Raw genomic sequence first — 19,826 nt, forward strand, 5'->3', positions numbered from 1 at the left:
GGCTGGGTGGACTCGATGCCCACGGGTAGCCATGGCACTATCGGTCCGCTTGGCCGCAGGCCGCAAGCGGGGCGCGGACACGCGCCACGTTTCCGTTCCGAAGGGCACGCGGCAGCAAGCGCTTCGGGGTGGCGACGAGCGACGCACCGTGCGGCGGCCGGGCGGGGGACCCGGACCCGCGGACGGACGGACCCACGGGCCGCCGGGTCCCGCCAGCCCATGCGCCGGTCCTGGAGGGGCTGGCAACGCGCCTGCGCCAGGCCGGGCCGCGGGGCGATACGATGCGCGGGGCCGGGCCCGCCCCGCATTCTTCCACTCCATGTCTCGCGAGCGATATGCCACAGGCGCTGCACTATCCCACCATCGAATTCAACGATCTCGACGCGCTCAAGCGCTCGCTGCTGGTCTGGGACCGCGTGCACCGCATCGTTCCCGGCGGATACGTCCCGCAGGACCCGCCGGAGGTGGCGACGGCGGTGGCCGAAGGGGTCATCCTGAACCTGGCCGTCGATGCCGCGGAGAAGTCGAGCGCGGCCCACCGCTTCCTGGACTTCTACGCGCTGCGGGAGTCCCAGCGGACCCGCCTGGCCTGGCCCGCCGGCTTCTCTTCCGAGGCGTTCACCCGCATCAATCCGGACAAGATCGACGCCAAGCTCCTGCCGCTGTTCGAGCAGCTGGCGCAGCGCCTGACCGCCGACGGCTTCCTCGAGGTGCCCCACGAGCATGCCGGCGGCTACATGTTCTACCTGGCGGCCTCGGTGGCGCAGCGCCGCGCGCTGGAGCTGACCACGGACTCCTCCGACTGCTGGGCCGTCGGGACCTATTTCGCGAACGACGGGGCCTTCACCGAGGCGGTTTCCGACGAGCGTGCCGACGCCTACCTCGCGAACCTGGCGGTCGTCGATCTTCTTCCCAGGGACCTCGCCGAGGTGCCCATCGACACCATCCTGCGCTACCGCGAGGACACGGTGGAGCTCCGGCATGCGTTTCAACGGGAGCTGCAGCAGCTGCAGGCGGAGATCTCCCGCTGCAAGAACAAGCAGCACGCCCGCTACATCGTGGCGGACTTCGTGCGGCGCTTCGAGCGGGCGAAGGCGGAGTACCGGGCGTCGCTGGGCTTCTTCCGGAAGGAGGGCGTATACAGCATCCTGTCCGTGGGGCTGCCCGTCGCGGCTGCCTTCCTCTCGCTCCCGGGGCTCGGGGGCGGCGGTCCGTACACGCCGTTCGGGCTGGGCGTGGGCACGCTGGCGGGCGCCGTGGCGGCCCTCGCGACGCGTGAACTGGTCCGCAAGCCGAAGTCGGTGGGGTCGTACCTGGTCGACGCCGAGCGGCTGACCCGCACGCCGAGCCTGCTGCTGCACCGCAAGTTCGAGGAGTTCATGAACGACTAGGGTCCCGCCGCCCTTGCTTCCGGTCGGCGGGGGCGGAGGGTAGGGGCGCGGCACAGGCGCCGCTAGGCCGGGGCCGGGGCCGGGGGCGGGGGCTGGTCGATGCGTTGCGCGTAGCGAAAGCTCAGGCTTTGCTGCTCTCCCGACACGGCGGCCGTTCCGCTGAGGTCGCGCACGCGGGCCTGGCTGCGGCCGTAGGCCTGGACATGGCCGGCCGTCCCGCCAATGTGCGGAAAGAAGGGGACCTCGCAATGGCCTTGCTCGATGAGCGCGCGGTCCTGGTCGTGCATCGGGAGCACGATCTGGTGCAGCACGTTGGAGAACTGCAGCACGAAGATCAGGTAGGGGCAGTCGGCATGGCCGGGGCGCCGGCGCAGCAGGGCGTACTGGAACTGGTCATTGGGCATCGGGCCCGGAAGAAACTGCTCCAGCAGCCGCAGCGGGCGGTAGGGATAGCTTTCGAAGGTGTGCGCGGGCGCCAGGATCCAGCGTTTCAGGTGATCGCATTCACCCGCCTCGGGCTCGGGCATGACGGCCAGCGCCATCTTGACGAGGCATTTGAAGACGCCCATGGGCACGTAGGGCTGGCGCTCGAGCTGCAGCGTGACGGTGCGCGTCTCCTCGTCCAGGCGGTGGCGCGGGTCCTTCTCTCCGAGGCGGATCGCCAGGTTCCGAGGGCCCCGCGCGTCGATGCGCATCTGGTGGTCGCGGGACTTGAACGAAGGCAGCCCCTTGCCCGTGACGCGCCCGGTGGCGCGCATGGGCAAGGTCCACTTGGCGTAGTCGTCCTCGACCATGCGCGCGAAGTGCCGGTTGCACGCGTCGCACTCCCGGCGGTCGATCAGGGCCTTGTTGCCGATCTGCTCCGGAAACGCATGGGCCTTGTCCCGGAAGGACGTCTCGGGGTCGGTCCTGCCGCAGTAGCGGCACCGCCGCGGCGAGAGATCGCCGCCGAGGTACTGCGGCCTGGACGTGGAGCGCAGGAGGCCATGCGCGATTTCGTCGTAGCGCTCGTCATACCACCGGGCCGCGGCTTCGTTCTCCCTGGTCGCGGCGGAAGCGTCCCCGCTCTCCTCGCGCAGCACGATGGCGGCGGAGTCCGGGTGGCGCGCGAGGTACGTGGCCAGGCATTCGGCGGTGCGCGGCACGAACACGACGTCGGTGAGGCCCGCCGTGGCCGCGAGTTCCTCCAGCAGATCCGGGTCCACGCCGGCGGCGAGCAGCGGTCCCGGCAGCCGGCCGACGCGGATCCGCTCCGTGACCAGGTAGAGCACGTGCCCCTCGAGGTCGCAGCGGTTGTCGCGCTCGAGCAGCCCGAGCGCGTCGGCGTCGCAGAGCCCGTCCAGCAGTTCCCGCAGGGTCTTCTTGCACGGGGCCGCGATGCCCATGTCGATGGCTCCGCGCTGGGCGAGCAGGTAGGAGCAGGTCAGCCACCCGGCGGCCAGCGCCGCGGGCTGCTCCGAGAGCGCGGGCGTGTGGATGCGGCGGGCGGCCGCCATCGGGCGGCCTGGGGCGGGGCTGGGCGATGAAGGCATGGAGCGGAATCCGGGATGCGCCGCGCAGACCAGCTGCTCTTGCACCGTTCCTTCCGGCGCACCCCCTTTTGCGCCTATCGTAGCGCGGCTGTCGTGCTCCGCCGGGATGCGCGGGCCGCGGTGGCGGCGTGTGCCGGTCGCCGGACGCCGCGGACAGCGGGCCTGGCGCCGGGCGGACAGCGACATGGCGCCGATATCGCCTCGATTTCAGCGGCATTCCGGCTTGCGCCGCGCCGCATGGCGGCCGACGATGGGGCAAGCCATCCCTTCGCCCATGGACATCCAGCGGTTCGCCATCGCCGGCAGCGAATTCGATGCGGACGATCCCCGTCTGCAGGAGGCGCTCGCGCTGGCCTACGAGTCGCCGCAGCGGCCGCGGTGCCTGTGCTGTCCCGAAGGGGTGGAGATGTATGTCGCGCGCCACCGACAGTTCGTGCTCAAGCGCATGCCGGGCTCGGGAGGGCGGCACCATCCCGGATGCCCGTCCTACGAGCCCGATGCGCACCAGTCCGGCCTCGGCGAGCTCCTGGGCGAGGCCGTCGTCGAGTCCAGCCCGGGATGCTTCGAACTGCGCGTGAGCTTCCCCTGGAGCCGCGTGGCGGGCCGCGCGGTGCCGCGCGGCGAGGCGCAGGATACCGCCGAGGTGGCCGTCGGGCGGCGGCGCATGACCCTGCGGGCGCTGATGCACTTCCTGTTCCAGAGCGCGGGCTTCAACCGCTGGTCGCCCGCCATGGAGGGCAAGCGCAACCAGGGCGTCCTGCACAAGTACCTGCTGGAGGCCTCCGAGAGCATCACCATCCGGGGCGTGGCGCTGGCCGAGCGGCTGTACGTGCCCGAGCCGTTCTCGGAGAGCGGGCGCGAGGAGGCCGCGCGGCGGCGCAGGGAGAAGCTGGCCGTGCTGCATCCACGCGAGGGGCAGAGCCCCCTCGCGCTCGTGCTCGGTGAATTCAAGGCGTGCGACGCGACGGCGCTCGGCCGCCGGCTCTGGATCAAGCATGCGCCGGATGCCCCCCTGCTGGTGGCGACCCGGACCTGGGAACGCATCGAGCGTGCGTTCGCCCCGTTGTTCGAGGCCTGCGACGCCGACACCGGCAGACGGGTCCACCTCGTCATCGCGGCGCTGATCCGGGCGCGGCGCGAGCACACCTACGAGGTCGACGCGGCGAGCCTGATGCTCACCAGCGAGCAGTGGATTCCCGTGGAGGGCGTGCACGAGCTGGGCCTGCTGCATGCCCTCGTCGCGCAGCGCCGGCGCTTCGTCAAGCCGCTGCGCTACGACGCCCGGACGGCGGCCGCCTTCCCCAATGCGCTGCTGCTGGACGCCGGCGGCCAGCCCCTGCCGCTGCACGTGGTCAGTGCCTTCATGCCGGCGAAGGACCGCGCGACGAAGGAGAAGATGGCGCAGGCCGCGGGTGCGTGGATCTGGCGCCTCGACGAGCCCATGCCCGCGTTGCCAGAGGCGCGTTTGGCGCCGCCGGGGGGCGGCATGCGGGCGCTGCGCGGGGCGGGGCCGTGAACGGAGGGCAGGCGGGCCGGACGGCCTGGGTCCATGGGCCTACTTGCGCGGGAGCATGCCGGAGACGATCAGCGTCAGCGCGGCGCGCAGGTCGCGCAGCCCGCGCGCCATGCTGGGATGCGGGTGGGAGCGCAGCCACAGGTCCAGCTCTCCGTAGAACACGGAGCGCACGACGCGCGTCGCGAGCATCGGGTCCACGGTGCTGGCGAGCTCGCCCGAACGGATCGCGGCCTCGAACAGGTTGCTGAGCTCCCGCTGCACGATCTCCTTGCGCCGGTCCACGCTCACGCTTTGCGGCGTCGGGCCGATGTCCGCGTTGCCGCGCTCATGCAGCTTCAGCAGGCCGATCGGGGCCTCGGTGCTGAAGAAGCGCAGGAAGGGCTCGTACCAGCGCAGCAGCCGGTCGATCAGCGGGCCGGGCTTCTTGACCGCCGCCGAGGATTCGGCGAGGACGTCGTCCATGTCCTCGTTGAACACGAGAAACAGCAGATCGCGCTTGTCCTGCGCGTAGAGGAAGACCGTCGCGTGCGAGACCTCCGCGAGCTGGGCGATCTCCCGCGTGGTCGCGCCGTCGAAGCCCTTCGAGATGAACACGCTGCGCGCCGCGGTCTTGATGCGATGCAGCTTGTCCTGCTTGTGGCGTTCGCGCAGCCCGGCGGGCTTGTGGGGCTGCGGCTTGACGCCCGGCGCCTTTGCGCCGCGACGCTGTGCCTTTGCCGGTGACCTGGAGGGAGCGGGATTGGAGGAAGCCATGTTCTGTGGTGGAGCCGGCCGGGTGGGGCCATGACTGGGGTGGGAAAACGGTCCAAGGGGCCTGGGCCGGCAAGGCCCGCCGGCCGCGGGCGGTGGCGACCCCTCTAGGCGATCGCCCGCTCGCGCGCGCGGTCCTCGCCGAAGAGGTCGAAGACCACGCCGCGCAGCCACTGGTTGACGGGGGAGCGGTGCACCTTCGCATGCCAGAAGGCATTGATCGAGATCTCGGGCAGGGCCACGGGATGCGGCCGGGACGTCAGGCCGAACGGCTCGGCGAGCCGGTCGGCGAGCTTGTCCGGCACGGTGGCGATCAGGTCGGTGCGCTGCAGGATGTGGCCGACGCTCACGAAATGGGGGATGGTCAGGCGCGTGGTGCGGTCGACGCCGGCCCGGCGGATCAGCTCGTCCACCGTGCCGTGGCCGGTCCCTGCCGAGACGATCACGAGGTGCTGGGCGGCCTTGATGTCGGCCAGCGACAGCCGCTTCCGGTCCAGTGCGTGGCCCTGGCGGAACAGGCAGACATAGTGCTGCCGGAACAGCCGCCGCTGGAAGAAGCCCGCCTTGAGCTGGGGCAGGAGACCGATGGCGAGATCCACCTTCCCGGACTCCATGTCGTCGCGCAGGTTGACGGCGGTGTTGCGTACCGTGTTCAGTGTGGCGCCCGGCGCTTCGCGGGTCAGGCGCTCCACCAGCGCGGGAAGGAAGACGATCTCGCCGATGTCGGTCATCCCGATCGTGACCGGACGGTTCAGCTTCGCCGGGTCGAAGTCATTCTGCTGGTTGATGCCGCTGTGGATCATCGCCAGGGCGTAGCCGACCGGCTCGGCCAACTGCTCGGCGAAGGGCGTGGGGACCATCCCGGAGGAAGTGCGCAGGAACAGTTCGTCCCCGAACAGCCGGCGCAGCTTGGCCAGGGAGTTGCTGACGGCGGGCTGGGTGAGGTTGAGGTTGTCCGCGACCTTGGAGACCCGCCGCTCCACCATGAGCTGGTGAAACAGCACCAGCTGGTTCAGGTCGATGTCAGAGAGCTCCAAGGGATGTCCTCTCCACCGGGGTCGTGATGGACGCGGGCCTGCGCGCGGGCCGCGCGGCGCAACCCGTCCCGGCCCGCGTTCCGGCAGCCCCATGCTTCGGGCCGCCACTGTTTCTGCTGCTCAAGATGCTGTCTCCGTTGTGGACCCCAGGGGCCCTTATCACATGAACTGACTAGGATTATAAATAACCATGCTCATGTAAAGGATGAATCGGGCTGGGCGGAAGTTTTTGCGGCGTGCGCATCGGGGCGCAGGGCAGGGCGGGGCCGGCGGGGCCGGACAACGCAGAGTGATGGCGCGCAAAGGGCCTGGATGCGCGCAGCGGCGCGGGCTGGCGCGGGACGGCGGGTGGCCTTGCATCGCCCTGCGGCGGGGAGAGCCGGTGCCGCGCAGGCGGGTTCCGGGGGCGGAAGCGGGGCAACATCATTCGGAGTGATGTTGCACATTCAAGCGATTCTATTGGCTGATCTGCTGCGGGAGTCAATCATGGCGTTTGTTCGGTGCATAACAAAAAGCCAGCCCCACGCAGCATGGAAGTCCTCGTTCAGCCCCTCAATCGTGTCGTCCAGGTCGAGCCTGGGGCGAACCTCCTCGACGCCTTGCGCGCCGCGCAGGTGCCGATGTCGTACTCCTGCCTGGCGGGGCGGTGCGGCACGTGCCGCTGCCGCGTGATCGACGGCGAGGTAATGGACAACGGGCGGGAGCAGCAGTTCCCGCTGGACGCGGGCGAGACCTACGTGCTCGCATGCCAGACCCACATCACCGGATCCTGCACGATCGAGATTCCCGAGCCCGACGAGATCGTGGTCCATCCGGCGCGCATCGTCAAGGCGACGGTGAGCGCGGTGGAGGACCTGACGCACGACATCAAGCGTCTCGTGCTCAAGCCGGCCAAGCCGATCGAGTTCTCGGCGGGCCAGTACGTCCAGCTGCAGTTCACCCCGGAGCACGCCCGTCCATACTCGATGGCGGGCACCGCCGGCGACGAGATGTTCGAGTTCCACGTGCGGCTCGTGCCCGACGGGCGCGTCACGGGCTACATCGCCGGCGACCTCAAGGTGGGCGACGCGGTGAAGGTCAGCGGCCCGCTGGGGTCTGCCTACCTGCGCCGCAAGCACGATGGCCCCATGCTCTGCGTCGCCGGAGGGACGGGGCTCGCGCCGATCCTGTCCATCGTCCGCAGCGCCGTCGCCGCCGGCATGGCCAACCCGATCCATCTGTATGCGTGGCGGTGGGATTGATCGCCGGCCTCGTGCTGGGCTACCTCATCGAACGCCTGTTCATGCGGCGGCTCTACAAGCGGGACCACCTGGAACAGGTCCTGGCGACCTTCGGGCTCGTGCTCTGCTTCGAATCGGGCGCGAAGTTCCTGTGGGGACCCTCGGGCCGGTCGGTGCCCCTGCCGGGCTGGCTGTCCGGCGAGGTGTCCCTGGGCGGTGTCGCGTTGCCCGAATTCAGGCTCTTCGTGGTGGTGGCGGGGCTGCTCGTCGCTGCGCTGCTCTGGCTGCTGATCGCCCGGACGCGCGCGGGCATGCTGGTGCGCGCGGCAGCGAGCGACGAGTGGATGGCCAGGGCGCTCGGCGTGCGGACCCGGCTCGTCTACGCGGCGGTCTTCGCCGCCGGGGCGATGCTCGCGGCGCTGGCGGGCGTGCTGGTCGCGCCGGTCACGGGCGTCTCCACCACGATGGGAAGCTCCATCGTGATCATTGCGTTCGTCGTGATCATCGTCGGCGGCGTGGGCTCGATCCGGGGGGCGTTCGTGGCCTCGCTGCTGATCGGCGTCATCGACACCATGGGCCGCGCGTATGTGCCCGCATTGCTCGCGCAGGTCGCGTCGCAATCGGCCGCGTCGGCCGCCGGGCCCGCCCTCACCTCCGTGCTGATCTACCTCCTGATGGCCGTGGTCCTGCTGGTCAAGCCGCAGGGGCTGTTCCCGGCCGCCCGGCGCTAGCCCCAAGGCGCCATTTCCGTTACCCACAAGGATTGCGTTGATGCTGATCGATACTTCTTCCGTCGCCACTGCGGACTCCCGCGCTTCCGGACAGGTGGCGGCCCGGCATGGCAGGCGGCCGCGCGTGCCGTGGTCGGACGAGGCGCTCGCGACCGCGCTGCTGCTGGGCTTCGCCGTCGCGTGGCCGGTCCTCGCCTACGCCGGCTTGGGGTTCTGGGCCGAGGTCGCCAACCGGATCCTGGTGCTGGCGCTTGCCGCGGCCAGCCTGAACCTGCTCATCGGCGTCGCGGGGCTGCACAGCCTGGGGCACGCAATGTTCTTCAGCATCGGCGCGTACTGCGTCGGTATCCCGGCGTACTACGGCATCGACAATGGATACGCCCACCTCGCGCTGGGCATTGTGGCGAGCGCGCTGGCCGGCGCGGCCATCGGCGTGCTCGCACTGCGGACGCGGGGGGCCCACTTCATCATGCTGACGCTCGCGTTCGGACAGATGGCGTACTTCACGCTCATGAGCCTGCGCGAGTTCGGGGGCGACGACGGGCTCACGATCACCGGGTCGAGCGTGTTCTCCGGGGGGCTGGACCTGGGCAGCCGGCCCGTCCTGTACTTCGCCTCCCTGGGCGCCCTGGCGCTCGCCTCGCTCGGGTTCGTGCGCATCAAGGGTTCGCGCTTCGGCTTGGTCCTGGCGGCCGCGAACCAGAGCGAGCAGCGCGTGGAGGCGTCGGGCTTCAGTGTCGATCGCTACCGGCTGGCGGCTTTCGTGCTCGCCGCGGCGGTCTGCGGCTTGGCCGGGTTCCTGAACGCCAACCTCACCAGCTTCGTGACGCCCGACCTCACGAGCTGGAAGCTGTCCGCGGCGCTCATGTTCATGGTCGTGCTCGGCGGCAGCGGGACGGCCTGCGGCCCGGTCCTGGGGGCGGCCGCGTTCGTGCTCATCGAGCAGCTGCTGGGCAGCAAGACTGCCTACTGGGAGTTCTGGTTCGGAGCCTTCCTGATCGTCGCGGTGAGCGGCGGGCGCCGGGGGCTGGCCAGCCTGCTGCTGGGAACCAAGGGAGGTTCGGCATGAGCGCCGCCGTCGCACCGGTGCTGGCCATGGACGGGCTGTTCAAGGCCTTCGGTGGCGTCGTCGCCACCCGGGACGTGTCGCTGGACATCCGCAAGGGCGAGATCCATGCCCTGATCGGCCCCAACGGGGCGGGCAAGACGACGCTGATCAGCCAGCTGTTCGGGGCCCTGCGGCCGGACCGCGGGCGCATCCTTCTTCACGATCAGGACATCACGGGCCTGTCTCCGGCGCAGCGGGCCCGCAGGGGCATCTCGCGGTCCTTCCAGATCACGGCGCTGGCCCGGAGCATGTCCGTGCTGCAGAACGCCGTGCTGGCGATCCTGGCCCAGGACGGGCACGCCTTCAGCTTCTGGCGCTCGATCCAGCGCGACGCCCCGCTGCAAGCGCGCGCGCATGAACTGCTGCGCAGCGTGGGCATGCACGGCAGGGCAGGGGCGCTGGTCGAGAGCCTGAGTCATGGCGAGCAGCGCCTGCTCGAGTTCGCGCTGGCCATGGCCGGCGACCCCGCGATCGTGCTGCTCGACGAGCCCATGGCCGGGCTGGGGCACGAGGAAGGACTGGAGATGACCCAGCACTTGGCACGCCTGAAAGGCAAGACCACCATCATCCTGGTGGAGCACGACATGGATGCGGTCTTCGGGCTGGCTGACCGGGTCACGGTCCTGGTGGGCGGCACGGTGCTGGCCACCGGCACGCCCGCGGAGATCCGCGCCAACCCGGATGTTCGCAACGCCTACCTGGGGGATGATCTATGACGCTCAGCGTTCAACGTCTCTCGGGCGGCTACGGCGCCAACCGCGTGCTCTTCGACGTGGACCTGTCCATCGGAGAGGGCGAGGTGGTGTGCCTCATGGGCCGCAACGGCATGGGAAAGACGACCACGGTGCACAGCATCCTGGGGCTGCTTCCGAAGAAGGGCGGGAACGTCACGTTCCAGGGCGTCGACATCACCGGCCTGGCGGCCGACCAGATCGCGCGGCTGGGCGTGGGCCTCGTGCCCGAGGGACGGCACATCTTTCCCAACCTGTCCCTGCACGAGAACCTCATGGCGACGGCGGCCAGCCGGACCGCGGGGGCCGCGCCATGGACTGTGGATCGCGTCTACGAGATCTTCCCGAAGCTGCACGAGCGCCGCCTTGCCGCCGGAAACTTGCTGTCGGGCGGTGAGCAGCAGATGCTGGCCATCGGACGCGCGCTGATGACGAATCCCCGCCTGCTCATCCTGGACGAAGCCACCGAAGGGCTGGCGCCCTTGATCCGGGAGCAGATCTGGCGGTGCCTGGCCGATCTGCGCCGCACGGGCCTGGCGATCCTCATCGTCGACAAGCACCTCAAGAAGCTCGTGCATCTGGCGGACCGCTTCTACGTCATGGAGCGCGGCCGCATCAAATGGACGGGGACCGCCAAGGACGTCGAGTCCGACCTGGAAAGGATCTCGGGGCTCATGGCCGTGTGACCCGCGCCGTGGCGCCGGCCCATCCCCATCCCCATCCGCTTTGCTTGTTCCATCAAAGGAGACGATGAAATGAAGATACTGGGCATTTTTCTGGCGCTGGCTGCCGCCATGGCCGCTCCGGCCGGCGCGCAGACGCCGCCGATCAAGATCGGGGTCGTGACGACGCTGACCGGCGGCGGCGCGGTCATCGGCCGGGACGTGGTCGATGCGGTCAACCTGGGGGTCGAGCACATCGGCGGCAGCATGGGTGGGCGCAAGGTCGAGATCGTCTACGAGGACGACGGGCTCAAGCCCGAGCTGGGGCGCCAGAAGACGCAGAAGCTGATCCAGCAGGACGGCGTCGACGTGCTGGGCGGTTACATCTGGAGCAACGTGCTGCTGGCCTCGCGCAAGCCGATCGTCGATGCCGGCAAGGTCGTGGTCAGCGTCAATGCCGGCCCGTCGGACATCGCGGGCAAGCTGTGCTACGAGAACTTCATCGCGATGCACGCGCAGAACGACGTGCTGCCGATGGCGGTGGGCAAGCTCATGAACCTGCGCGGCGCCAAGAAGCTGTACTTCATGGCCCCGAACTACACCGCGGGCAAGGACTTCCTCCAGGCCGTGCGGCGCGTGTACACGGGCGAGGTGGTCGGTGCGGACATGACCCGGTGGGGCGACGATCCGCAGCTCGACTTTTCCGCGGAGCTGAGCAAGGTGAGGGCGTCCGGCGCCGATGCTTTGTTCGCCTTCTACCCGGGTGCCGCGGGCGCTGCCTTCGCGCGGCAGTTCGACCAGTCGGGCCTGGCCGGCAAGACCAAGCTCTTCACGGCCTTCACGCTGGACCAGCTCAACCTGCCGAGCCTGCAGGCCGCGGGCGTGAAGGGCGTGCTTGGCTCGGAAACAGCCGACTTCTGGGCGGCGGACCTGGACAACGCCGAGAACAAGCGCTTCGTCAAGGAATTCAATGCCAAGTACGGCCGCCTGCCGTCGAACTACGCCGCGACGTCCTACGACATGGTCACGCAGCTGAAGGCCGCCGTGGACGAACTGGGCGGCAACACCAAGGAAGCCGCGAAGCTGAGCGCGGCGCTGCGCAAGGCGGCCTACCGGTCCGTTCGCGGGGTCCAGTACCGGATCGGAAAGAACGGCTTCCCGGTCGACCGGTTCGTCGCGGTCGAAGTCGATGGAAGCGGACCCGTCTGGAGCCTCAAGTCCAAGGAGGTCGTGCTCGAGGGCACGGCCGATCCGCACCTGGCGGCTTGTCCGCTGTAGGCGAGAGGCGGCCGTGCCCGGTCGGGTGGCGCCGCCGCGCGGCGCGCCCCCGCAAGGGCCGCCCGTGTCCACCCCGTTTGTTCAGAAAGAGGATCCGAGCCACCATGTCGCAGTCAACTTCGCTGCCGAATCACGAGATGGGCGCCCGCAGCTACGGCCTGCACATTGCCGGCGAGGCCGTCGCGGCCGAGCCGGGACGTACCTTCGAGTCCTTCAACCCCACGACCGGGCGGCGCTGGGGCGACTTCGCCATCGCCGGCGCCGACCAGGTGGACCGGGCGGTGACGGCGGCCGCCAAGGCATTCCGCGGCCCCTGGTCCCGCATGTCCGCGACCGAGCGCGGCCGGCTGCTGATGCGCTGGGGCGACGCGATCGCGGAGAACGCGATGCACATCGGCGCGCTCGAGGCGACGCAGAACGGCAAGCTGGCCTCGGAGATGCAGACCCAGGCGCGCATCGTGCGCGACTGGCTCTGCTACTTCGGCGGCATGGCCGACAAGATCGAGGGCGCGGTCATTCCGGTCGCGCAGACGTCGGTGCTCAACTACACGCTCAAGGAGCCCCTGGGCGTGGTGGCCGTCATCGTGCCCTGGAACTCTCCGACGCTGCTGATGATCGAGTCGGCCGCGCCCGCGCTCGCCGCGGGCAACACCATCGTCGTCAAGCCCAGCGAGGTGACGTCGGCCTCGGCGATCGAGATCGCCCGGCTGGCGGAAAGCGTCGGCATCCCCCCCGGCGTCCTCAACGTCGTGACGGGGCTGAGGGAAACCGGGGAGGCGCTCGTCGGACACCCGCAGGTCCGCAAGATCTCCTTCATCGGCAGCACGGACGTGGGACGGGCCATCGCCGCCGAGGCGGGCAGGAAGCTCGTCCCGTGCACGCTCGAGCTGGGCGGCAAGAGCCCGAACATCGTCTTCGAGGACGCCGACATCGACCGCGCGGAAATCGGGGTGCTGGCCGGGATCTTCGCGGCGGCGGGCCAGACCTGCGTGGCGGGCTCGCGCGCCTACATCCACCGCCGCATCTACGACGAACTGGTCTCCCGCCTGGTGCGGCGGGCGGGCCGGATCGCGGTCGGCGACCCGCTGGCGCAGGCCACCCAGATGGGGCCCGTCGCGAGCAAGGCCCAGCTGGACAAGGACCAGGCCATCGTGCGCGAGGCCGTGGCCGCAGGGGCCAGCGTGCTCTGCGGGGGCGAACGCCTGGCGGTGCCAGGCTTCGACGGCGGCTACTTCTTCGCGCCCACGATCCTGGGCGGGGCGGATGCGGCCAATCCGGTGATCTGCAAGGAGGTCTTCGGGCCGGTCCTCGCGGTCATGCCCTTCGAAGACGACGACGAGGTCCTCGCCCTGGCCAACGATTCGGAGTTCGGGCTGGCCGCGGGGGTGTGGACCAAGGACTTCCGGCGCGCGCACCTGATGGCGCGGCGGCTCGAGGCGGGAACGGTCTGGCTCAACACCTACCACACGCTGGCCTTCAATTCGCCCTTCGGCGGCTACAAGTCCAGCGGAATCGGGCGCGTCAACGGCACCGAGGCCGTGAACCACTACCTGCAGACCAAGAGCGTCTGGTGCGAGCTCGGCGACGAGGTGCGCGACCCGTTCGCCTTCAAGGCCTAGGCACCCTCCCGGCCGCACAGCCACAGATCCATCGCATAGGAGCCACGATGAGAGGTGTCGTATTTCCCGGGAACCGCAAGATCGAGTACCTCGAGGTGCCGGACCCGACGCCCGGGCCGCTGGACGTCGTCATCGAGATGAAGGCGTCCGGCATGTGCGGCACCGACCTGCAGAACTACCGCAGGCCGCTGGACCAGCCTGCCTACATGCCATCGCTGATCGGCCGCCCGCCCATCGCCGGCCACGAGCCCGCGGGCATCGTCTGCGCGGTCGGTTCGGCCGTGCCGGCGCAGCTCGCGCGGGTCGGGCAGCGGGTCATGGTGCACCACTACCAGGGCTGCAACGCCTGCGCGCACTGCCGCACCGGCTGGCAGCAGCTGTGCCGCAACGTCCAGCCGATGGTGCGCGTGTACGGCAACAACGACGACGGCGGCCACGCGCCCTACCTGAAGGTGCCGGCGAACACCGTGGTCACGCTGCCGGATTCGCTGAGCTTCGAGGCCGGCGCGGCGATCGCCTGCGGAACCGGCACCGCCTACCAGGCGCTGCGGCGCATGCACCTGTCCGCGGCAGACACCATCGCCATCTTCGGGCAGGGGCCCGTCGGCCTGTCGGCCACGCAGTTCGCGCGGGCCATGAATGCGCGCGTCATCGCCATCGACACGAACGAGCAGCGGCTCGAGCACGCACGCCGACTGGGCGCCGACGTGGCCTTCGCCCCGTCGGGCGACGGCGATGTCGCAGAAGCCATCCTGGAGCTGACCGGCGGGCAGGGCGTCGACAAGTCGCTGGAGACCTCGGGGGCGGCATCCGCGCGCAGCGCGGCCATCCGTGCGGCCAAGACCTGGGGGACCTGCTGCTTCGTCGGCGAGGGCGGCGAGGTGCGCATCAACGTCAGTCCGGAGCTGCTGCGCCGCCAGATGACGGTCATGGGGTCGTGGACGTTCTCGACGACCGGCCAGGCCGAGTGCGCCGCCTTCGTCGCCGCCAAGGGGCTCGACGTCGGCCAGCTGTACACCCACCGCTGGACGCTGGACCGGGCCGAGGAGGCCTACCGGCTGTTCGACCAGGGCGTGGGCGGCAAGGGCGTGTTCCTGCTCTGATGGCGGCGGGGCGCCGGTACCGGGGGCGTATGCGGGCCACGGCCCGGCGCACGGGCCCGTCCGGTCGCCGGCATGCGCGCCGACGCGACGCGGTCCCGGCTCAGGCCTCCAGCGGCCGCTCGCTGAAGCGCATCGAGAAGTCGACGGCCGTCACGTCCTTGATCAGCGCGCCCACGGAGATGCGGTCGACGCCGGTCTCCGCGTAGGCCCGCAGCGTCTCGAAGGTGACGCCGCCGGAGACCTCCAGGCTGCAGCGGCCCTGGGCCAGCCGCACCGCTTCACGGACGGTCTCCAGGGGCATGTTGTCCAGCAGCACCATGTCCACGCCCGCGTCGAGCGCTTCCTGCAACTGCCGCAGCGTCTCGACCTCCACCTGGATGAAGGCCACGCGGCCCTTGAGCGCCTGCGCCGCGCGGAACGCGGCCGTCAGGCCGCCCGCTGCCGCGATGTGGTTCTCCTTGATCAGGACGGCGTCGTACAGGCCCATCCGGTGGTTCTGGCCGCCGCCGCAGCGCACGGCGTACTTTTGCGCGGCGCGCAGGCCGGGGATGGTCTTGCGCGTATCTAGGACGGCCGCGCGCGTGCCTTCGACCACCTTGACATAGCGGGCGGTCTTGGTCGCCACGCCGCTGAGCGTCTGCAGGAAATTCAGGCAGGTGCGCTCCGCGGTGAGGAGCTCGCGCGCCACGCCTTCGATCACCACGACGGCCTGCCCGGGCACGCAGGTGCCGCCATCGGGTACGCGCCAGTCGGCCCGCGCCGTCGGCGCCAGGCGGTGCAGTATCTCCTCGACCCAGGGCCGGCCGCAGACGACCGCCGCCTGGCGGCACGTGATGGTGGCCGTGGCGCGGGCGGTCGCCGGGACCAGTTCCGCGGTCAGGTCTCCCGGGCCGACATCCTCGTCCAAGGCACGCTCGACGTCCTGGTGCACCTGCTTCAGAAACTCTCTCTCACTCACGTTCAATCCTTTTTGTTCATCCTGGGGAGGCCGCGTCCCGGCGCGGCCGTGCCGCCTGTGCTTGCGTGGGCCGGCGGAGCGCCAGCCACCGGGGCCACCGGCGCCGGAGCATGGCTTGCGGCCTCACCTCGCTCATGCGCGCGACTGGAGGAGACGTTTGCCCGTCGGCCGAACCGGTGCGCACGCACGCACACGCACCGCCATGCGTACACATCGAGTCCGAGTTTACAAAATTATTAGAGACCAAATGATTCTAGGGAAACCCCGTAGGGAAAACCGTTGCCTGGATCAACGCGTGCACCTAGAATTATTAGGCAACTAACAAAACGAGGCATCGCCAGCGGTGCCAGTACTCCCCACCATGAAGCCCTCTGAAAACCCGGCGCCAATCTGGTCAGACTCGCTGCTTCTCGGGCATGCCGCGATCGATGGCGAGCACGAGCAGCTGGCCGAGCTGATCGAGCGCATGCGGCGCGCCGCCGCGCCGGAGATGGCGCAGGCGCTGGATGCGGTGCTCCAGCATGCGGCCTCACATTTCGCGGCCGAGAACGAGCTCATGCGCGCGACGGCGTTTCCGCCGCGCGACTGCCACATCAGCGAGCACGAAGCGGTGCTTTCCACGCTGCGCGGCGTGCGCGCACGCCTGGAGCGTGGGGAGTTCAAGGTGGCCCGCCGGGTGGCGGACGAGCTGGCGGCCTGGCTTCCGCCCCACGTCCAGCACCTCGACTCGGCACTTACCCATTGGCTCTGCAAGCTGCAGCACGGCGCCAAGCCCGTGGTGTTGCGCGTGGGCCGAAAGCCCGAGGCCGCCTTGGCCTGCTAGTTCCACCCCTGAATCAACCACCACTAGAGATGAGATGACATCATGATGACTCACGAAGAAAACGAACTGCTTTGTCGCGTCGAAGGCGACGCCCCGATGGGACGCCTGATGCGCCGCCACTGGACGCCGATCTGCCTGGTGGAAGAGGTGAGCGAACCCGACGGTACGCCGGTGAAGGCGCGGGCGTTCGGCGAGGACCTCGTGGTCTTCCGGGACAGCGAAGGCCGGATCGGGGTCATGGATGAGTACTGCCCCCACCGTCGTGCGTCGCTGGTCTACGGCCGCAACGAGGAGGGAGGGCTTCGCTGCCTCTACCACGGCTGGAAGATGGACGTCGACGGGAACGTGCTGGAGATGGCTTCCGAGCCGGCTTCGAGCGGCATGGTCGACAAGGTCAAGCACACCGCGTACCCCACCAAGGAATGGGCTGGCATGGTGTGGGCCTACATGGGGCCCAAGGAGACCATGCCCGAATTCCAGCCGCCGCCGTGGGCGCCGACGGCGGACACGCGGGTGAGCATCGCGAAAGTGCTGCTGCCGTGCAACTGGGCGCAGATTCTCGAGGGCGCCATCGACTCGGCCCACAGCTCCAGCCTCCATTCCTCCGACATGGTTCCGGCCCGGGTCGATGGCGCGAAGGCCACCGACAAGACCTGGCTGCGCCCCTCGACCGACAAGGCCCCGCGCATGCAGGTGCAGCGCACCGGCTATGGCTTCCGCTATGCCGCGCTGCGCCGTCCGATCACGAACGCCGCGGAGAACGACTACGTGCGCTCGACGGTCTTCGTGGCCCCGGCCACGGCCCTGATCCCGCCCAACAACCTCTACAACGTGGCCAACGTCAACGTGCCGATGGACGACACGAACACGGCGTTCTATTTCATCGCATGGGGTCACCCGTCGCAGACGCCGGAGACCGAAACCTGGCGCAAGTTCCTGCGTCAGACGGTGGGTGTCGACCTGGACCAGAACTACCGTCCCCTGCGCAACGAGGCGAACAAGTTCTGGCAGGACCGCAACGCCATGAAGGCCGGCAACTTCACAGGCATCACAGGCTTCCCGAACCAGGATGTCGCGATGTGGCTGACCATGGGGGCCATCGCCGACCGCACCCATGACCGCCTGGGCGCCAGCGACCTGGCGATCGTGGAGTTCCGCAAGCAGATGCTCGAGGCCGTGCAGGCCTTCGATCAAGGCGCGCCAGCGATCGGCACCGGCGCCGAAGCGGCCACGCCGGCCGTCTGTTCCTTCCAGGCCATCGTCCCCAAGACGACCGACTGGCGCACCTACGAGGCCCGCTACGTCTGGCTGGACAGCGAAGACCGCCCCGAGTTCGAACCCTCCTATTCCGTGAAGTCCTGATCCCGTGAGCAAACTCCAACTTTCCGTCGCCATGGGCGACTACGACCGCACCCGTGCGCTGTTCGACGGCCGCGTCCAGATCGACGGCGTCGATCCCGTGTACATGCTCCTCAATCCCGAGGAGATGTTCTTCCGGGCGATGCGCAGCGTCGATTTCGACATCACGGAACTCTCGTTCTCCAGCTACTTGGTGAAGCACTCGCGCGGCGAGTGCCCCTACATCGCGCTGCCGGTCTTTCTCTCGCGGGCGTTCCGGCACACGTCCATCTATGTGCGCAAGGACCGCATCCGCGAGCCGGCCGACCTGAAGGGCAAGCGCATCGGCCTGCCCGAGTACCAGCTCACCGCCAACGTCTGGGCGCGCGCGATCCTGCAGGACGACTACGGCGTGCGCCCCTCCGACGTGACCTGGGTGCGCGGGGGCATCGAGACGCCGGGACGGCCCGAGAAGGTCAAGCTGCAGCTGCCGGAAGACGTCCGGATCGAGCAGGCGCCCGAGGGGGCCACGATCTCCCAGATGCTCGATCGCGGCGAGATCGACGGCTTCATGGCGCCGCGCCCGCCGAGCCGGTCGGCGCTCGCCAATCCGAACATCGGCTGGCTGTTCGACGACCCGACCGCGGTGGCCAAGGACTACTACCGGCGTACGGGCGTGTTCCCGATCATGCACGTTGCGGCCGTCAGGAAGGAGCTCGCTGCCAAGCACCCCTGGCTTCCCGCCGCGCTCGTCAAGGCCTTCACCCAGTCCAAGGCCGCCGCGCTGGAGCTGCTGTCGGACACCTCGGCCACCAAGGTCACGCTGCCCTTCGTCGAGGAGCAGTTGCAGGCCGCCCGCGAGGCGATGGGGGACGACTTCTGGTCGTACGGCGTAGCGGCCTCGGCCAGGACGCTGGAGACCTTCGTGCGGACCCACTATGAGCAGGGACTGTCGTCGCGCCACGTGTCGGTCAGCGAGCTCTTCCACCCCGCGACCTACGAGACCTACAGCATCTGATTCCGCATCACTCACAACTGGAGACATCCCCCATGAAGCACAAGATCCCCGCCTGGCTGGTCGGCTTGGCCTGTATCGCCCAACTCGCGTTCGGCTCCCTGGCCCATGCCCAGGCCTATCCGAGCCGCGCCATCAAGCTGGTCGTTCCCTATGCCGCTGGCGGCCTTCCCGACACAGTGGCGCGCATCCTCGCCAAGTCGCTGGGCGACACGCTGGGACAGGCGGTCTATGTCGACAACCGGCCCGGCGCGGGTGGCTCGGTCGCCGCCTCCACGATCCTGCAGTCCCCGGCTGACGGCTACACGCTGCTGGTGACCGACGGGCCGATGCTGTCGATCACGCCGTTGATCAACAAGAAGATCACCTACGACGCGGCCAACGACTTCGTGCCGATCTCCCTGGTGGGCAAGGCCCCGCTGTTCCTCGCCGTCAACGCGAACGTCAAGGCGAACACGCTGGAGGAGCTCGTCGCGCTGGCCAAGGCGAAGCCGGGGGGCCTCAACTACGGCTCCGCAGGCAACGGCAGCATCCACCACCTGACGATGGAGGCGATGAATGCGAGCCTGGGCATCTCGATGACGCACATTCCGTTCAGGGGCAGCGCCGTCTCGGTCCCCGCCATGATCGGCGGGCAGGTGGACATGGTGTTTGCCTCGCCGCCGTCGCTCATGGGCTTCGTCAAGTCGGGCCAGGCCCGCCTGCTGGCCACCAACTCGACGACGCGTTCTCCGCTGGCTCCGCAGATGCCCGCGCTCGCGGAAAAGATCCCCGGCTTCGATTTCGCGTTCACGGTCGCGGTGCTGGCCAAGACCGGTACGCCGAAGCAGGTCATCTCCAAGATCAATGCCGAGATCAACAAGATCGTGAAGGTCCCCGAGGTCATCGAGCAGCTGCGCACCGCGGGCGTCGATCCGGTGGGCGGATCGCCCGAACAGCTCGCGCGGGCGCTGAGCGCCGAGAAGGCCCAGGTGACCGACGCCGCCGCGCGTGCCCAGCTGAAGGCCGAGTAGT

General features: G+C 69.4%; 17 protein-coding genes and 1 pseudogene. 14 read left to right on the forward strand and 4 right to left on the reverse strand.

Annotated elements, in window-relative coordinates; genetic code table 11:
• Window positions 1-335: 335 nt before the first annotated feature.
• Entirely contained in the window at window positions 336-1,391 is a 1,056-nt protein-coding gene (locus tag BV908_RS17630; RefSeq protein WP_059400303.1) for a DUF6236 family protein, read from the forward strand.
• A gap of 62 nt (window positions 1,392-1,453) precedes the next feature.
• Here BV908_RS17630 and BV908_RS17635 read toward each other — a convergent pair whose 3' ends face one another.
• Window positions 1,454-2,887, reverse strand: a complete 1,434-nt coding sequence (locus BV908_RS17635) for an HNH endonuclease (protein WP_103738772.1) — start codon at window positions 2,885-2,887, stop codon at window positions 1,454-1,456.
• 310 nt (window positions 2,888-3,197) lie between these two features.
• Between BV908_RS17635 and BV908_RS17640 the strand changes: the two genes are divergently transcribed.
• Window positions 3,198-4,439, forward strand: coding sequence for a DUF1173 family protein (locus tag BV908_RS17640; RefSeq protein ID WP_059400444.1), 1,242 nt, complete (start codon window positions 3,198-3,200; stop codon window positions 4,437-4,439).
• A gap of 39 nt (window positions 4,440-4,478) precedes the next feature.
• On the opposite strand, the gene BV908_RS17645 is transcribed toward BV908_RS17640, so the two are convergent.
• Entirely contained in the window at window positions 4,479-5,192 is a 714-nt protein-coding gene (locus BV908_RS17645) for a TetR/AcrR family transcriptional regulator (RefSeq protein ID WP_059400305.1), read from the reverse strand.
• 104 nt (window positions 5,193-5,296) lie between these two features.
• A complete protein-coding gene (locus BV908_RS17650; protein WP_059400306.1) occupies window positions 5,297-6,226 on the reverse strand; it encodes a LysR family transcriptional regulator in 930 nt (309 codons plus the stop codon).
• Window positions 6,227-6,756: 530 nt separating this feature from the next.
• On the opposite strand from BV908_RS17650, the pseudogene BV908_RS17655 reads away from it, so the two are divergent.
• The 8 genes and pseudogenes from BV908_RS17655 to BV908_RS17690 all read left to right on the forward strand — a co-directional run.
• A pseudogene (locus BV908_RS17655) lies at window positions 6,757-7,449 on the forward strand (2Fe-2S iron-sulfur cluster-binding protein); the annotation flags it as partial.
• A gap of 14 nt (window positions 7,450-7,463) precedes the next feature.
• Window positions 7,464-8,177, forward strand: coding sequence for a branched-chain amino acid ABC transporter permease (locus BV908_RS17660; protein WP_210434038.1), 714 nt, complete (start codon window positions 7,464-7,466; stop codon window positions 8,175-8,177).
• Window positions 8,178-8,217: 40 nt separating this feature from the next.
• The gene (locus BV908_RS17665; RefSeq protein ID WP_103738773.1) at window positions 8,218-9,246 is read left to right on the forward strand and encodes a branched-chain amino acid ABC transporter permease; all 1,029 of its coding nucleotides are present in this window, start codon (window positions 8,218-8,220) and stop codon (window positions 9,244-9,246) included.
• Window positions 9,243-10,001 carry an ABC transporter ATP-binding protein gene (locus tag BV908_RS17670; protein WP_017404452.1) on the forward strand — a complete coding sequence of 253 codons (759 nt, stop codon included), beginning with the start codon at window positions 9,243-9,245 and terminating at the stop codon, window positions 9,999-10,001. Before BV908_RS17665 ends, BV908_RS17670 begins: the two co-directional genes overlap by 4 nt.
• The gene (locus tag BV908_RS17675; protein WP_017404451.1) at window positions 9,998-10,702 is read left to right on the forward strand and encodes an ABC transporter ATP-binding protein; all 705 of its coding nucleotides are present in this window, start codon (window positions 9,998-10,000) and stop codon (window positions 10,700-10,702) included. The genes BV908_RS17670 and BV908_RS17675 overlap by 4 nt, the downstream gene beginning before the upstream one ends.
• A gap of 69 nt (window positions 10,703-10,771) precedes the next feature.
• On the forward strand, window positions 10,772-11,956 hold the full coding sequence (locus BV908_RS17680) for an ABC transporter substrate-binding protein (RefSeq protein ID WP_017404450.1): 1,185 nt from the start codon (window positions 10,772-10,774) through the stop codon (window positions 11,954-11,956).
• 104 nt (window positions 11,957-12,060) lie between these two features.
• Window positions 12,061-13,575 (forward strand): aldehyde dehydrogenase, encoded by a 1,515-nt coding sequence (locus tag BV908_RS17685; protein WP_246867539.1) that lies wholly within the window; start codon window positions 12,061-12,063, stop codon window positions 13,573-13,575.
• Window positions 13,576-13,622: 47 nt separating this feature from the next.
• Window positions 13,623-14,678, forward strand: coding sequence for a zinc-binding dehydrogenase (locus tag BV908_RS17690; RefSeq protein ID WP_017404448.1), 1,056 nt, complete (start codon window positions 13,623-13,625; stop codon window positions 14,676-14,678).
• Window positions 14,679-14,778: 100 nt separating this feature from the next.
• Here the strand turns inward: BV908_RS17690 and nadC are convergent, their stop codons facing one another.
• Window positions 14,779-15,636 carry a carboxylating nicotinate-nucleotide diphosphorylase gene (gene nadC / locus BV908_RS17695; RefSeq protein WP_103738775.1) on the reverse strand — a complete coding sequence of 286 codons (858 nt, stop codon included), beginning with the start codon at window positions 15,634-15,636 and terminating at the stop codon, window positions 14,779-14,781.
• Window positions 15,637-15,997: 361 nt separating this feature from the next.
• On the opposite strand from nadC, the gene BV908_RS17700 reads away from it, so the two are divergent.
• From BV908_RS17700 to BV908_RS17715, 4 genes are read left to right on the forward strand one after another with little or no spacing between them, the layout of a single operon-like run.
• Complete coding sequence (locus tag BV908_RS17700; RefSeq protein ID WP_103738776.1) at window positions 15,998-16,459, forward strand: hemerythrin domain-containing protein; 462 nt, start codon at window positions 15,998-16,000, stop codon at window positions 16,457-16,459.
• Between the two features lie 42 nt (window positions 16,460-16,501).
• Entirely contained in the window at window positions 16,502-17,821 is a 1,320-nt protein-coding gene (locus BV908_RS17705; protein ID WP_103738777.1) for a Rieske 2Fe-2S domain-containing protein, read from the forward strand.
• A gap of 4 nt (window positions 17,822-17,825) precedes the next feature.
• Window positions 17,826-18,815 carry an ABC transporter substrate-binding protein gene (locus tag BV908_RS17710; RefSeq protein ID WP_067513046.1) on the forward strand — a complete coding sequence of 330 codons (990 nt, stop codon included), beginning with the start codon at window positions 17,826-17,828 and terminating at the stop codon, window positions 18,813-18,815.
• Window positions 18,816-18,847: 32 nt separating this feature from the next.
• Window positions 18,848-19,825 (forward strand): tripartite tricarboxylate transporter substrate-binding protein, encoded by a 978-nt coding sequence (locus BV908_RS17715; protein WP_103738778.1) that lies wholly within the window; start codon window positions 18,848-18,850, stop codon window positions 19,823-19,825.
• Window position 19,826 lies beyond the last annotated feature (1 nt).

Origin of the sequence: Diaphorobacter sp. LR2014-1 (assembly GCF_002916785.1) — a bacterium.
Taxonomy (GTDB): domain Bacteria; phylum Pseudomonadota; class Gammaproteobacteria; order Burkholderiales; family Burkholderiaceae_C; genus Diaphorobacter; species Diaphorobacter nitroreducens.

Excerpts from the sequence above, each read along its gene's own strand:
- BV908_RS17630 (WP_059400303.1), top strand. The coding sequence starts at position 336 with ATGCCACAGGCGCTGCACTATCCCACCATCGAATTCAACGATCTCGAC.
- BV908_RS17635 (WP_103738772.1), bottom strand. The coding sequence starts at position 2,887 with ATGGCGGCCGCCCGCCGCATCCACACGCCCGCGCTCTCGGAGCAGCCC.
- BV908_RS17640 (WP_059400444.1), top strand. The coding sequence starts at position 3,198 with ATGGACATCCAGCGGTTCGCCATCGCCGGCAGCGAATTCGATGCGGAC.
- BV908_RS17645 (WP_059400305.1), bottom strand. The coding sequence starts at position 5,192 with ATGGCTTCCTCCAATCCCGCTCCCTCCAGGTCACCGGCAAAGGCACAG.
- BV908_RS17665 (WP_103738773.1), top strand. The coding sequence starts at position 8,218 with ATGCTGATCGATACTTCTTCCGTCGCCACTGCGGACTCCCGCGCTTCC.
- BV908_RS17670 (WP_017404452.1), top strand. The coding sequence starts at position 9,243 with ATGAGCGCCGCCGTCGCACCGGTGCTGGCCATGGACGGGCTGTTCAAG.
- BV908_RS17675 (WP_017404451.1), top strand. The coding sequence starts at position 9,998 with ATGACGCTCAGCGTTCAACGTCTCTCGGGCGGCTACGGCGCCAACCGC.
- BV908_RS17680 (WP_017404450.1), top strand. The coding sequence starts at position 10,772 with ATGAAGATACTGGGCATTTTTCTGGCGCTGGCTGCCGCCATGGCCGCT.
- BV908_RS17685 (WP_246867539.1), top strand. The coding sequence starts at position 12,061 with ATGTCGCAGTCAACTTCGCTGCCGAATCACGAGATGGGCGCCCGCAGC.
- BV908_RS17690 (WP_017404448.1), top strand. The coding sequence starts at position 13,623 with ATGAGAGGTGTCGTATTTCCCGGGAACCGCAAGATCGAGTACCTCGAG.
- BV908_RS17700 (WP_103738776.1), top strand. The coding sequence starts at position 15,998 with ATGAAGCCCTCTGAAAACCCGGCGCCAATCTGGTCAGACTCGCTGCTT.
- BV908_RS17705 (WP_103738777.1), top strand. The coding sequence starts at position 16,502 with ATGATGACTCACGAAGAAAACGAACTGCTTTGTCGCGTCGAAGGCGAC.
- BV908_RS17715 (WP_103738778.1), top strand. The coding sequence starts at position 18,848 with ATGAAGCACAAGATCCCCGCCTGGCTGGTCGGCTTGGCCTGTATCGCC.